A 13,924-nucleotide genomic window follows, 5' to 3' on the forward strand; every position below is an offset into this window, starting at 1 on the left:
TGAGGTCGCCCACTGACGGTGCGTCCACCCGGGCGGGGGTAAGGCTGCGGTACGGTAACGTCTCCCTCCAGGCGCTGCGCTAGCACGCCGGTTCGAGAATCAGCCGGGACCGTGTCGTCCCGGACGGCCGGTCCGATCCTCCGGCCGTCACCGTCGGTTAAGGGGATCAATGACCGATCTGGGCGGGGGCTACAACCCCCAGGGCGAGCCGTGGCACCCCGGTGATCCCGGGTACGACGGCCGACAGCCGGTCCCCGGCCAGCAGGACGGCCAGTGGCAGCAGCAGTACCCGCAGCAGGGCCAGCAGCAGTACGGCGACGTGCAGCAGGGGTATCCGCAGCAGCAGCAGATGCCGCAGCAGGGCTACCCCCAGCAGCAGATGCAGCACGGGTACCAGCAGCAGGGGTACCCGCAGCAGCAGATGCAGCAGGGGTACCAGCAGCAGATGCCCCAGCAGCAGATGCCCCAGCAGCAGATGCCGCAGCAGGGGTATCCGCAGCAGCAGATGCCCCAGCAGCCGATGCAGCAGCAGGGATACCCGCAGCAGCAGGGGTACCAGCAGCAGGGGTACCCGGGCGCTCAGCAGCAGCCGGGCGCCCAGCAGCAGGCGGTTCCGCCGCAGCACCAGACGGCGCAGCAGCAGGCCCGGCCGCAGGCGGCTCCGGCACCCGCGCCCGCCTCGGGCCCCGGGCCGGACGGCATCGACTGGGAGGCCGAGGCCGCCGCCCTGGAGGCCGGGGCCGACCCGGTCGGCGGTGTGCGCGAGGACGGGACGGACGGGTGGGACGGCCACGACGACGGCCACCACGAGGACGGCACGCACCCGGGCGAGGACGTCGAGCCGCATGAGACCGGCGGCTTCCTCGGCGAGCAGGACGACTCCCGCGAGGCGAAGAAGAAGCGCAAGGAGAAGGGCAAGAAGTCGGGCCGCCGCAACGGCGGCGCCTGTCTGCTGGTCGCGCTGGTGCTGCTCGGCGCCGTGGGCGGGGCCGGCTGGTGGGGCTACGGCTTCTACCAGGACCACTTCGGCCCGCCGCCGGACTTCACGGGCGAGGGCACCGGGTCCGTCCAGGTCGAGGTCAAGCAGAACGCGGTCGGTGGGCAGATCGGTCTCGCGCTGAAGAACGCGGGCGTGGTCAAGAGCGTCGACGCCTTCAGCAAGGCCTGCGACGCCGAGCCCAAGTGCAAGACCATCCAGCCCGGCTTCTACACCATGAAGAAGGAGCTGCCGGCGGCGACCGCGCTCAACGACCTGCTCGCCGGGGCCGGCGGCGCCGGTCTGGTGATCCCCGAGGGCAAGAACTCCACCGAGATCTACGCCCTGATCGACACCAAGCTGAAGCTGGCGCCGGGCACCACGGCGGGCGTCGCCAAGGCGCAGCTGCCGAGCCTCGGCCTGCCCTCGTACGCGAACAACAACATCGAGGGCTTCCTCTGGCCGACCCGCTACAACATCTCCGACGGCATGAAGCCCGAGGAGCTGCTGAAGCAGATGATCAAGAACGCCATCGACAAGTACGCGAACCTGGACGGGCAGGCCGCCTCGGTGGGCCTCAAGAACGGCTACGAGGTCGTGATCGAGGCGAGCATCCTGCAGCGCGAGGGCAACAACCCGGGCGACTTCGCCAAGATGGCGCGGACGATCCAGAACCGGCTGGCCGCCGACGGCGTGATCAAGCACCGCCTGGGGATGGACACCACCCTGCAGTACTCGCTGGGCAAGAAGGAGCTGACGTCGAAGGAGATCAACGACGGCTCCAACAAGTACAACACCTACATCAACCCGGGCCTGCCGCCGACGCCGATCGCCAACCCCGGCGACGAGGCGCTCAGCGCGGTGCTGCACCCGGCGGACGGCAAGTGGCTGTACTTCATCGCGATGTCCCCGACCAGCACGCTCTTCGCCGAGACCGACGAGGAGCACAAGAAGAACGTCGCGGACTACTGCGCGCAGCAGGGCCTGAAGTTCGACAAGGAAGCCGTGCACTGCAGCAAGTAGCCTGGGCCGGAAGGCAGTTCACGGAGAGCTTCAAGAAGAGGTTCACGGGGACGTTCACCGAGACGTTCACGGAGAGGCAGCGTTGACCACCAGACACCGGGCGGCCGTCCTCGGCTCGCCGATCGCCCACTCGCTCTCGCCCGACCTGCACCGGGCCGCCTTCGCGGCGCTCGGGCTGGACGGCTGGCGCTACGACCGCTTCGAGGTCGACGAGGCCGGCCTGCCCGGCTTCCTCGCCGGACTGGACGAGGCCGAGTGGGCCGGGTTGTCGCTGACCATGCCGCTGAAGCGGGCGATCGTGCCGCTGCTGGACGAGGTCAGCGAGACGGCGCGCTCGGTGGACGCGGTGAACACCGTGGTGTTCACCGCCGACGGCCGGCGCACCGGGGACAACACCGACATCCCCGGGCTGGTCAACGCGCTGCGCGAGCGGGGGATCACCGAGGTGCCCGAGGCGGCCGTGCTGGGCGCCGGGGCCACCGCCTCCTCGGCGCTGGCGGCGCTCGCCCGGATCTGCACCGGCGAGGTGACGGTCTACGTGCGCAGCGCCGAGCGGGCCCGGGAGATGGCCGAGCTGGGCGAGCGGCTGGGCGTGGCCGTCCGCACCGCCGACTGGGAGCGCGGCGCCGAGGCGCTGGCCCGGCCGCTGACCGTCTCCACCACGCCGGTCGGCGCGACCGACGCCTTCGCCTCCTCGCTGACCGCCGCGCCGGGGGCGCTGTTCGACGTGCTGTACCACCCGTGGCCGACGGCGCTGGCCGCCGCCTGCGCCGAGCGCGGGGCGACCGTCCTGGGCGGGCTGGACCTGCTGGTGCACCAGGCGGTGCTGCAGAGCGAGGCCTTCACCGGGCGGGCGCCCGGGCCGCTGGCGGCGATGCGCGAGGCGGGGGAGAAGGCGCTCGCCGGGCGCTGAGGCGGACCCGGACCCCGGCCCGGGTCCGGGCCTTCGGCGGGGGCTGCGGCCCGCCCTTCGGACGGTTCCGGGAGGGGATCCCGGCCGGATCGTGGCCGGTTGCCGTCCGTCACGCGGACTGTGCCCCCGGGTGCTGCCGGGTCATGAAAGGATTCAGGGACAAGGCACGCCCGGGCGGGCCGCGGCGGTGCCGCGGGCCGGTCCGCTGATGAAGGAGCTCCGTTGGGTACGTTGCGCTGGCTGACGGCGGGGGAGTCGCACGGCCCCGCACTCGTCGCGACGCTGGAAGGCCTGCCCGCCGGTGTACCGGTCACCACCGACGTGGTGGCCGACGCGCTGGCGCGCCGCCGGCTCGGTTACGGCCGCGGGGCGCGGATGAAGTTCGAGCAGGACGAGGTGACCTTCCTCGGCGGCGTCCGGCACGGTCTGACCATGGGCAGCCCGGTCGCGATCATGGTCGGCAACACCGAGTGGCCGAAGTGGGAGCAGGTCATGTCGGCCGACCCGGTCGACCCCGAGGTGCTGGCGGGCCTGGCCCGCAACGAGGCGCTGACCCGCCCCCGGCCCGGCCACGCCGACCTGGCCGGCATGCAGAAGTACTCGATCGAGGAGGCCCGGCCGATCCTGGAGCGCGCCAGCGCCCGGGAGACGGCCGCCCGGGTCGCGCTGGGCGCCGTCGCCCGTGCGTACCTGCGCGAGGTGGCCGGGATCGAGATCGTCAGCCACGTGGTCGAGCTGGCCGCCGCGAAGGCGCCCGCCGGTGTGGTCCCGCTGCCCTCGGACGAGGCCCGGCTGGACGCCGACCCGGTGCGTTGCCTGGACGCGGACGCCTCGAAGGCGATGGTCGCCGAGATCGACCAGGCCCACAAGGACGGCGACACCCTCGGCGGCGTGGTCGAGGTCCTGGCGTACGGCGTGCCGGTGGGCCTCGGCTCGCACGTGCACTGGGACCGTCGCCTGGACGCGCGGCTGGCCGCCGCGCTGATGGGCATCCAGGCGATCAAGGGCGTCGAGGTCGGCGACGGCTTCGAGCTGGCCCGGGTGCCGGGCTCCCAGGCGCACGACGAGATCGTCCCGACCCCCGAGGGCGTCAGGCGCACCTCCGGCCGTTCCGGCGGTACCGAGGGCGGCCTGTCCACCGGCGAGGTGCTGCGGGTGCGCGCCGCGATGAAGCCGATCGCCACCGTGCCGCGGGCGCTGCAGACGCTGGACGTGCGCACCGGCGAGCCGGCCAAGGCGCACCACCAGCGCTCGGACGTCTGCGCGGTGCCGGCGGCGGGCATCGTCGCCGAGGCGATGGTGGCGCTGGTGCTGGCCGACGCGGTGATCGAGAAGTTCGGCGGCGACCACGTCTCCGAGACGCGCCGCAACGTGCAGGGCTACCTCGACAACCTGATCGTCCGATGACCTCTCCCGTGGTCGTGCTGGTCGGCCCGCCCGGCAGTGGCAAGTCCACCGTCGGGCGGGTCCTGGCCGAGCGCCTGGGCGTCGGCTTCCGGGACACCGACACCGACATCGAGACGACGGCCGGCCGGCCCATCCCGGAGATCTTCATCGACGAGGGCGAGCCGCACTTCCGCGCGCTGGAGGTGGCGGCCGTCCGCGCCGCCGCCACCGGACACGACGGGGTGCTGGCACTCGGCGGCGGCGCGGTGACGGCCGAGGCCACCCGCGAGCTGCTGCGCGAGCTGCCGGTGGTCTTCCTGGAGGTCCCGCCGGCGGACGCCGTCAAGCGGGTCGGCCTGGACGCCCCCCGCCCGCTGCTCGCCGTCAACCCGCGGGCCCGCTGGCGCGAGCTGATGGACGCCCGCCGCCCCCTCTACCTGGAGGTGGCCACCGCCGTGGTCGACACCGCCGGGCGCAGCCCGGAGCAGGTCGCGGACGCCGTACTGGAAGCACTGGAGCTGAAGACCCCCCATGACTGACACCACCGTCAGGATCCACGTCGGCGGCAGCGCCGGCCACGACCCGTACGACGTGCTGATCGGGCACCAGCTGCTCGGAGAGCTGTCGCCGCTCATCGGCACCCGGGCGAAGCGGGTCGCGATCATCCACCCGGAGGCGCTGGCCGCCACCGCCGACGCCATCCGCGAGGACCTGGCCGGCGAGGGCTACGAGGCGATCGCGCTGCAGGTGCCCAACGCCGAGGACGCCAAGAGCGCCGAGGTCGCCGCGTACTGCTGGTCGGTGCTCGGCCAGACCGGCTTCACCCGCAGTGACGTCGTCGTCGGCCTCGGCGGCGGTGCCACCACCGACCTGGCCGGCTTCGTCGCCGCCACCTGGCTGCGCGGGGTGCGCTGGATCTCCATGCCCACCACGCTGCTCGGCATGGTCGACGCGGCGGTCGGCGGCAAGACCGGCATCAACATCGCCGAGGGCAAGAACATGGTCGGCGCCTTCCACCCGCCGGTGGGCGTGCTGGCCGACCTCGACACCCTGGAGACCGTGCCCAAGCACGACTACGTCTCCGGTCTCGCCGAGGTCATCAAGTGCGGCTTCATCGCCGACCCGGTCATCCTCGACCTCGTCGAGGCCGACCCGGAGGGCGCCAAGTCGCCGGCCGGCCCGCACACCGTCGAACTGATCCGCCGGGCCATCCAGGTCAAGGCCGACGTCGTCTCCGGCGACCTCAAGGAAGCCGGCCGGCGCGAGATCCTCAACTACGGCCACACCCTCGGCCACGCCATCGAGCGCAACGAGCGGTACAAGTGGCGGCACGGCGCCGCGATCTCCATCGGCATGGTCTACGCCGCCGAACTCGGCCGCCTGGCCGGGCGGTTGGACGACGAGACGGCCGACCGGCACCGCACCGTGCTGGCCTCCGTCGGTCTGCCGCTGAGCTACCGGGCGGACGCCTGGCCGAAGCTGCTGGACGCGATGAAGATCGACAAGAAGTCGCGCGGCGACCTGATCCGCTTCATCGTCCTGGACGGCCTCGGCAAGACCTCCGTCCTGGAGGGCCCCGACCCGTCCCTGCTGGTCGCCGCCTACGCGGAGGTCTCGGCGTGACCCGGGTGATGGTGCTCAACGGCCCCAACCTCGGCCGGCTCGGCAGCCGCGAACCGGACGTCTACGGCGCCACCTCGTACGCCGGGCTGGTCGAGCGCTGCACCGCGCTCGGCAAGGAGCTCGGCTTCGAGGTCGAGGTGCACGAGACCAACTCCGAGCAGCAGATGGTGGCCTGGCTGCACGAGGCGGCCGACGGGCAGGTGCCGGTGGTGATCAACCCGGCCGCGTTCACGCACTACTCGTACGCCATGCGGGACGCCGCCGCGCAGCGCACCGCGCCGCTGATCGAGGTGCACATCTCCAACCCGTACGCCCGCGAGACCTTCCGGCACACCTCGGTGATCGCCGCGGTGGCCTCCGGCACCATCGCCGGATTCGGGATCGGCTCGTACGAGCTGGCGCTGCGCGCGCTCGCCGAGCAGCTCACCACGCGCTGAGGCACGGGCCCACGGCCCGGCGGCGGACTGTGCCCGCCGCCGGGCCGACGTGTAGTGTCCCCGCTGAGAGGTGTCGGGAGGGTGCCGTGACGCAGTACGCCGGAGGTGGGCAGGTCCCGCCGCGTCCCGCCGCTCCGCCGGTGCCGCCGGGCGGTGCGGGGGCGAGCCCGTCGGGGGCGGCCGTGTCGGGGGCGAGCCTGTCGGCGAATCCGTCGGGCGCGCCGGTCCCGCCGCCGCCTCCTCCGCCGTCGGTGCGGCCGGTGCCGAATTCTGCGCCTGCGCCTGCTCCTGTTCCTGTTCCTGTGGCGCCTGCGCCTGTGGCACCCGCTCCGGCACCCGGCGCGCCCAGCGCGCCCGTCCCGGCCGGAGGCACCGGGCACTTCGTGCTGCCCTCCGGGACGCCCGTGCAACTGCCCGCGCACCCGCCGCGCCAGCACGCGCCCACCGGGCCGATCGCCGTCCTGCTGATCGGGCCCGCCGGGGCCGGCAAGACCACCGTCGCCCGGTACTGGGCCGAACGCCGGCCCACCCCGACCGCGCACATCAGCCTGGACGACGTCCGCGAATGGGTGCAGTCCGGCTTCGCCAACCCGCAGTCCGGCTGGAACAACGCCTCCGAGGCGCAGTACCGGCTGGCCCGCCGCACCTGCGGCTTCGCCTGCCGCAACTACCTGGCCAACGGCATCTCCTGCATCATCGACGACGCTGTCTTCCCCGACCGCCCGGCCATCGGCCTCGGCGGCTGGAAGCGGCACATCGGCCCCGGCATGATCCCCGTCGTGCTGTTGCCCAGCTTGGACTCGGTGCTGCGCCGCAACGCCCGGCGCGGCGGCAACCGGCGCCTCGGCGACGAAGAGGTGGCACGCATCCACGGGCGGATGGCCGGCTGGTACAACTCCGGGCTGCCGATCATCGACAACTCCTCCCTGGACGTCGCCGGGACGGCCGCCGAGCTGGACCGCGTCATCCTCGCCCGGCTGATGGGCATGCCGGTCCGCTGACCAGGGCGTTCGTGGTGCTGTCGGAGCCGGCTGCGATGATGGACGAGTCCTTGGGCCCGCCCGCCGGCCCGTCCTGTCGAACCACCCGGGGGAGCTGACGCCCGTGCCGGAAGGCCACATCATCCACCGCCTCGCCGCCGAGAACCGGAAGGCCTTCGGCGGCCGCCCCGTCCGGGCCTCCAGCCCGCAGGGCCGGTTCGCCGACGAGGCCAAGGTGATCGACGGGCAGCTGCTCACCGGCGCCGAGGCCACCGGCAAGCACCTCTTCCTCGGCTTCGAGGAGGGCGCTTGGGTGCACGTCCACCTCGGGCTCTACGGCGGCTTCACCTTCGGCGCCGGCCCCGCACCCGAGCCGGTCGGCCTGGTCCGGCTGCGGCTGGAGAACGAGGACGGCTACGCCGACCTGCGCGGCCCCAACACCTGCGCCCTCGTCACCGACGCCGAGAAGGCCGCCGTCGCCGACCGCCTCGGCCCGGACCCGCTGCGCGCCGACGCCGACCCGGAAGCCGCCTGGCGCCGGATATCCGGCAGCCGGACCACCGTCGCCGCGCTGCTGATGGACCAGAAGGTGCTGGCCGGGGTCGGCAACGTCTACCGGGCCGAGGTGCTGTTCCGCCACGGCATCGCCCCGCACCGGGCCGGGCGCGACCTCACCCGCCGCGAATGGGACGTGATCTGGGCCGACCTGGCCGCCCTGATGCGCGAGGGCGTCACGGCCGGCCGCATCGACACCGTCCGCCCCGAGCACACCCCCGAGGCGATGGGCCGCCCGCCCCGCGTGGACGACCACGGCGGCGAGGTCTACGTCTACCGCCGCGCGGCCATGCCCTGCCTGGTCTGCGGCACGGACGTGCGCACGGAGGAGCACGCCGCGCGCAACCTCTTCTGGTGCCCGACCTGCCAGGCGGCCTGAGGCGGGCTCAGGTCCGGCACGGCCGGTAGCCCGTAGGCTGGGCCCGGGCCTGCCGGAGGGAGCGTACGGGTGGACGACTACGAGGTGTCCAACGAGGTGTCGGGCACGGTGTACGGGAACGTGATCCAGGGCGGGAGCATCACGGTCCAGCAGCAGCCCAGGGTGCCGATCCCGCACCAGGTGCGGCCGCCGCGCGAGAGCTTCGTCAATCGTGAACCCGAACTCGCCGCACTGGTGGGCGCGTTGGAGCGGGCCGCGGCGGGCCGGCCCGGGATCGTGGTGTTCACCGGGCTCGGCGGGGTCGGGAAGACGGAGCTGATCGCCAGGTTCGCCCGGGACTACCGGTCGCGGTTCCCGGACGGAGACCTCTACGCCGACTTCCAGGCCTACCGGCACCAGGGCGGAGTGGACCTCTCCGAGATCGTGGCGGGCTTCCTGCGGGCCCTCGGGACGGAGGCTCCGCCGGTTGAGGCGGAGCGGTTCACGAAGTTCCGTACGGTCACCGCCGAGCGTCGGTGCCTGTTCTTCCTGGACAACGTCGAGCACGCCGCGGAGGTCCGGGCCCTGCTCCCCTCCAGCGGCCTGGTGGTGGTCGCGAGCCGCCGACGGCTGCCCGCGCTGCGGACGGACGGCGCCGAGGTGCGACAGCTCGGGCCGCTGAGCCTGACGGCGGGCTCCGACCTGGTGCGGGCATGGCTGGGCGCCGAACGGGGTACCGACCGCGAGTTGGCGGAGCTGGTCGAGATGTGCGGCGGGCTGCCCCTGGCGCTGAACGCGATCGGGAGCCGGCTGCTGGACCGCGATCGGCTGGCAGTCGGCCGGGTGGTGGCCGAACTGCACGACCGGGAGGGGAAGTCGGTCATCCTGGACAGCGAAGAGGGGAACCTCCGTCCGACCTACGACCTGGTCTACGAGCGGCTTCCGCCGGAGGGCCGGGCCCTCTACCACCTGATCGGGGTCCACCCGGGCCCCTTCGTGTCGGCCGAACTCGCCCGTGCGGTGGGCGTGGAGCGGGCCGTGGCGGCGCTGGACGAGCTGCGCGCCGTGCACCTGCTGGACGAGGTGGTGGACGACGATCCGGAGGAGCGGTTCCGGGCACACGACGTCGTGCGGTTGCACGCCCACGACCGGGCGCGCGAACTCCCCGACCGGGCCCGGCTCCTGGCCCGGGTGGTGGCGTACTTCCGGGGGCGGGCGTCGCTGGCCGACCGCGCGATGGGGACGCGGGTGCGGCTGCAGGAGCCGAGCGGTGAGGACCTGCCGGGCTTCGCCTCGTACCCGGAGGCGCTGGAGTGGCTGCAGGCGGAGCGGGCCAATCTGCGCGCCGTGGTGGAGGCGGCGGCCGAGGAGCAGTGGCACGGCGAGGTGTGGCGGCTCTGCGAGTCGCTCTGGCCGCTCTACCACAACCGCAAGCACTACCAGGACCTGATCGCCACCCATCGGCTCGGGGTCGAGTCGGCCCAGTGGGACAACCAGCCGAATGCGGTGGTCCGGCTGCGCAACCAGCTCGCCCGTGCCCACTACGAGCGCAAGGAGTACGGGCTCGCCGCCGAGCAGTTGGCGCGGGCCACCGAGCTGGTTCCGCTGGTGACCAACCGGATCGTCGTGGGGGTGCTGTACGAGACGGACGGCCTGCTCTGCCTGGCGGACGGGCGGACCGGCCAGGCGGTGGAGCGGTTCACGCTGGCCCTGGAGGAGAACCGGGGCGACGACCACGGCGAGATCGTGCAGCGCTACCACCTCGCCCAGGCGCTGACCGCCGACGGGCGTCCGGAGCAGGCGCTGCTCGTCCTGGCCGAGGCGGCTGCGCGGGCCGAGGCCACGGAGGACCACGACATGGTGATGAAGCTGCCGCTGGTGCGGGCCCGCGCGCACCGGGCGCTCGGGCGGCTCGATCTCGCGGTCGAGGACGCCGGTGCCTGCGTCCGGAAGGCCGAGGAGCTGAAGCAGTACGCCAAGGAGGGCCAGGCGCACACCCTGCTGGTCGCCCTCGCCGAGGAGCTGGGCGACGAGGACTTGGCGGAGCGCAGTCGTGCGCGACTGCGGGAGCTGGGGCTCTAGGTCTACGGCCCGGTGGTGAAGGAGACCCGGGTGCGGTGCTCGCCGGTGCGGATGGTGAGGCCGTGCTCGGGGAGGCCGGCCGGGTCGCCGCCGTCGGCGAGCCAGCAGGCCACGGCGGAGCCGAGCAGCAGCGGGTCGAGGCGGGGTTCGGGGCTGCTCCAGTCGCGTTCGGCGCAGGCCTCCAGCAGCAGGCCGGTGTGCAGCCGGAGCAGGTGGCGGGCCGGGCCGAGGGCGGCCACCGCGACGGCGAGGCCGGGGAGTTCGGCGGCGGAGTCGGCGAGCCAGCGGGTGGCGGGGCGTTCGGCGTGGACCTCGGTGCGGGCCAGGACCTCGGCGGTGTAGCGCAGTTCGTCGCCGGGGTGGTCGTCGCTGAGCGCGTGGAAGCCGCGCGGGGTGTGGTCACGGGGGTCGAAGGGGTAGCGGCGCAGGGTGACTTCGGTGCCCTCGCTCTCGCCCTCGACGTCGTACGCCGTGGGAGCGTCGGTGGTGTCGGGGCGCGGGACGGGCTTGGGGTAGGGCGGCAGGAGCGGTGCGTGCTCGGGTTCGTCCAGGTGCTCCAGGAAGGAGTAGAGCAGCGGGCGCAGCAGTTCGGCGGAGTGGCCGCGCCGGCTCAGTGAGCGGTCGGTGACGGTGCGCAGTGCGGCCGGGTCCTGCTTCTGCAGGGCCTGTTCGATCTGGGCGGCGAGGTCGCCGTCGGGGTCGAGCGGGGGTGCGGCCTGGCCGAAGGCGTAGCTGGGGGAGCCCGGGTCGAGTTCCGCGGCGCCGGTGGCGGCGAGCAGGGTGGGCCGTTCCAGGGCGGCGCCGTAGACGGAGACCGAGCCGTGGTCGCCGATCAGGCAGTCGGCGGCGACCAGGGCGGCCTGCCAGCCCTGGTGGGGCGGGATCAGGCGCAGACCCATCCGGCAGGCGGTGTCGAGCAGGGCCTCGGGGTCGTGCCGGCTCCAGATGTTGGGGTGCAGGACGACGGCCACCGTGTACTCGTCGGCGGGCAGCCGGCGGACCAGGTGCCGGGGCAGATCGGGGTGCCGGCCGAATAACGAGTGCTCGCTCCAGGTGGAGTCGACGACGACGAGGCGGCGGCCGTCGACGGCGCCGAGTGCGGCGCGGTAGGCGTCGCGGGAGCGCAGGCTGGCGAGCATCCGGTCGAAGCACGGGTCGCCGACCACCCGGGCGACGTCCAGTGCCTCGGGGCAGGAGGTCCGGAGGCGGTCCAGCTGTTCGGGGTGGGACAGGCCGAGGACGTCGACGAACACCCGCCCGTGGTGGGTGAGTTCGTGCCGGGAGAGGCCGGCGGAGCTGACCGTGTCGCGGGTGGACTCGGTCACCAGGCGGTTGTAGCCGGCGCCGTGCGGGAGGACGACGAGGCCGGCGTCCAGGCGGTGCATGGAGGAGTGGACGGCGCAGGCGACGGCGAGGTCGAAGCGGTGCCGGATGGCGTCCTCCCAGTCCAGCACGGTGAAGCCGGGCAGGGCGTGCAGGTAGTCGTCCAGGGCGCGGTCGGCGAAGACGGAGCCGGGGTTGACGGTGAAGTACCGTTCGACGCCGTCCGGGTCGAGCAGGGCGAGGACGTCCAGGACCCGGGTGGCCGAGGTGAGGGTGCGGGCGACCGCCAGCACGCGGGCCTTGACCGGTCGGGTGTTCCACCGGTCGGCGGGCCAGACGTGGGGGTGGGACGGCACGCCATGATCGTACTCATCCGGGCTGCCGCCCGGGTGCTGTTCCCCGAGTGTCGGTCAGCCGGCGGCTGCGGTGGGCTCGTGGTGTTCGGCGGCGGCGCACTCGTCGAGGAGGGGGCGCATGCTCTCGTCCACGAGCCGGTAGCGCACCACGCGTCCGTCCTTGTCGCCGGTGACCACGCCGGCCGTGCGGAGCAGGCGCAGGGCCTGGGAGACGGCGGGGTCGCGCATGCCGGTGGCGACGGCGAGGTCGCTGACGGCGAGCGGGCCGGCGCGGTGCAGGGCGAGCAGCAGGGCGAGCCGCCCGGGGTCGGCGAGCAGGGAGAACCGCTCGGACCAGGACCGGACGTGCGCGGTGTCGCCGATGGCGGCGATGGCCTCGCAGACCCGGTGTCCGTCGATGGTGCGGTGGCCCGCGCGGTCGGCCGGTACGAGATGCATGCGCACATTCTTGCAGGCGAGGGCCTGTGATCCTGGACACCTGCGCAGGTGCGCAGCCTTGCATGGGTCGGGGCGCGACCCCTACGGTGTTCCCCGCCGTGGTGCTCGGGAAGACCGGTGACGGACCCTCAGGGGTCCGGATTCCGGAGCGGCCCTCGCCACTGTGATCGGGTCATTCCTTCGTCCGCGACGGAATGCCGTCCGGGTCCATGACGCCACTGGGTGCCTCGCGCGCCTGGGAAGGCGGGCCCGAACGTCCCGTAAGCCAGGAGACCGGCCACGGCGCTTCACGAAGTCTTTCCACGAGGTGTTGGAGCGTGATCCTGAGATGACCCTGCCCGAAACCATTGCCGACGGGGCGAAGACGGCCCCGTCCGTGCTGCCGACGTTCAGATGGAGGCGCGAGGACACCGTCCGTACGGCCGGGCTGATGGGGGTGATCCTGGCCATGCACGTGGTGGCCTTCGGGACGCTCATCTTCCTGGTCGCACCCGAGCGGTACGCGGTCGGTACCCAGGTCTTCGGGGTGGGCCTGGGTATCACCGCGTACACGCTCGGGATGCGGCACGCCTTCGACGCCGACCACATCGCGGTGATCGACAACACCACCCGCAAGCTGATGGCGGACGGCAAGCGGCCGGTCTCGGTGGGTTTCTGGTTCGCGCTCGGGCACTCCTCGATGGTGGTCATCATGGCCGCCCTGGTCGCGGGCGGTGCGCAGCTGGCGAACACGCTGATGGACGACGAGTCGGCCACCCACAAGTGGCTCGGCGTGATCGGGACCACCACCTCCGGCGTGTTCCTCTACCTGATCGGCGCGCTCAACCTGGCGGCGCTGCTCGGCATCCTCAAGGTGTTCCGGTCGATGCGGGCGGGGCAGTTCGACGAGGCGGAGCTGGAGGCGCACCTGGACTCGCGCGGCTTCATGGCCCGGGTGCTGAACCGGGCGACCCGCTCGATCACCCGGCCCGGGCAGATGTTCCCGGTCGGCATGGTGCTGGGTCTGGGCTTCGACACCGCGACCGAGGTCACCCTGATGGTGATGGCCGGCTCGGGGGCGGCCGCCGGGCTGCCCTGGTACGCCATCGTCTGCCTGCCGCTGCTGTTCGCGGCCGGGATGAGCCTGTTCGACACGCTGGACGGGACGTTCATGAACTTCGCGTACCAGTGGGCGTTCTCCAACCCGGTGCGGAAGGTGTACTACAACCTGACCATCACTGGGCTGTCGATCGCGGTGGCCTTCATCATCGGCACCATCGAGCTGGTCGGGGTGCTGCACGAGAAGCTCGACCTGACCGACCCGGTGACCGGCTGGATCGCGGACATCTCGCTGGACAACGTCGGCTACGCGATCGCCGGGCTGTTCGTGGTGGTCTGGGCGTTGGCGATCGGGTACTGGAAGCTGGCCCGGGTCGAGAAGCGCTGGACCCCCCAGGGGGAGTGAGCCGGGAGGGCATGAGCGGGGCTCATGGGG

At 73.0% G+C, this 13,924-nt stretch carries 12 protein-coding genes and 1 riboswitch; of the genes, 10 read left to right on the forward strand and 2 right to left on the reverse strand.

The features are described 5' to 3' along the window. Nucleotides 1-169 precede the first annotated feature (169 nt). The 9 genes from mltG to BX285_RS16765 all read left to right on the forward strand — a co-directional run bounded on the left by mltG (nucleotide 170) and on the right by BX285_RS16765 (nucleotide 10,333). On the forward strand, nucleotides 170-1,999 hold the full coding sequence (gene mltG / locus BX285_RS16725) for an endolytic transglycosylase MltG (protein WP_121175542.1): 1,830 nt from the start codon (nucleotides 170-172) through the stop codon (nucleotides 1,997-1,999). Between the two features lie 82 nt (nucleotides 2,000-2,081). Continuing rightward, entirely contained in the window at nucleotides 2,082-2,912 is an 831-nt protein-coding gene (locus BX285_RS16730) for a shikimate dehydrogenase (protein WP_121175543.1), read from the forward strand. A gap of 222 nt (nucleotides 2,913-3,134) precedes the next feature. Continuing rightward, entirely contained in the window at nucleotides 3,135-4,319 is a 1,185-nt protein-coding gene (gene aroC / locus BX285_RS16735) for a chorismate synthase (RefSeq protein WP_097238709.1), read from the forward strand. Then, nucleotides 4,316-4,837 carry a shikimate kinase gene (locus BX285_RS16740; protein ID WP_097238710.1) on the forward strand — a complete coding sequence of 174 codons (522 nt, stop codon included), beginning with the start codon at nucleotides 4,316-4,318 and terminating at the stop codon, nucleotides 4,835-4,837. The genes aroC and BX285_RS16740 overlap by 4 nt, the downstream gene beginning before the upstream one ends. After that, entirely contained in the window at nucleotides 4,830-5,921 is a 1,092-nt protein-coding gene (gene aroB, locus BX285_RS16745; RefSeq protein ID WP_097238711.1) for a 3-dehydroquinate synthase, read from the forward strand. Before BX285_RS16740 ends, aroB begins: the two co-directional genes overlap by 8 nt. An 8-nt stretch (nucleotides 5,922-5,929) precedes the next feature. Then, entirely contained in the window at nucleotides 5,930-6,358 is a 429-nt protein-coding gene (aroQ, locus tag BX285_RS16750) for a type II 3-dehydroquinate dehydratase (protein ID WP_097240365.1), read from the forward strand. Between the two features lie 317 nt (nucleotides 6,359-6,675). Continuing rightward, a complete protein-coding gene (locus BX285_RS16755) occupies nucleotides 6,676-7,359 on the forward strand; it encodes an AAA family ATPase (protein WP_398900438.1) in 684 nt (227 codons plus the stop codon). 103 nt (nucleotides 7,360-7,462) lie between these two features. Further along, nucleotides 7,463-8,272, forward strand: coding sequence for an Fpg/Nei family DNA glycosylase (locus tag BX285_RS16760; protein ID WP_097238712.1), 810 nt, complete (start codon nucleotides 7,463-7,465; stop codon nucleotides 8,270-8,272). Between the two features lie 69 nt (nucleotides 8,273-8,341). Next, nucleotides 8,342-10,333 carry an AAA family ATPase gene (locus BX285_RS16765; RefSeq protein WP_121175544.1) on the forward strand — a complete coding sequence of 664 codons (1,992 nt, stop codon included), beginning with the start codon at nucleotides 8,342-8,344 and terminating at the stop codon, nucleotides 10,331-10,333. A 2-nt stretch (nucleotides 10,334-10,335) separates the two neighbouring features. On the opposite strand, the gene BX285_RS16770 is transcribed toward BX285_RS16765, so the two are convergent. Then, a complete protein-coding gene (locus BX285_RS16770; protein WP_220783913.1) occupies nucleotides 10,336-12,012 on the reverse strand; it encodes a hypothetical protein in 1,677 nt (558 codons plus the stop codon). Nucleotides 12,013-12,066: 54 nt separating this feature from the next. Next, a complete protein-coding gene (locus tag BX285_RS16775; protein WP_051830108.1) occupies nucleotides 12,067-12,450 on the reverse strand; it encodes a metalloregulator ArsR/SmtB family transcription factor in 384 nt (127 codons plus the stop codon). A gap of 82 nt (nucleotides 12,451-12,532) precedes the next feature. Then, nucleotides 12,533-12,747, forward strand: a riboswitch (cobalamin riboswitch). 31 nt (nucleotides 12,748-12,778) lie between these two features. On the opposite strand from BX285_RS16775, the gene BX285_RS16780 reads away from it, so the two are divergent. Next, nucleotides 12,779-13,894 carry a HoxN/HupN/NixA family nickel/cobalt transporter gene (locus tag BX285_RS16780; RefSeq protein WP_097238714.1) on the forward strand — a complete coding sequence of 372 codons (1,116 nt, stop codon included), beginning with the start codon at nucleotides 12,779-12,781 and terminating at the stop codon, nucleotides 13,892-13,894. Nucleotides 13,895-13,924 lie beyond the last annotated feature (30 nt).

The sequence above is a fragment of the Streptomyces sp. 1114.5 genome, assembly GCF_003635085.1.
GTDB lineage: Bacteria > Actinomycetota > Actinomycetes > Streptomycetales > Streptomycetaceae > Kitasatospora.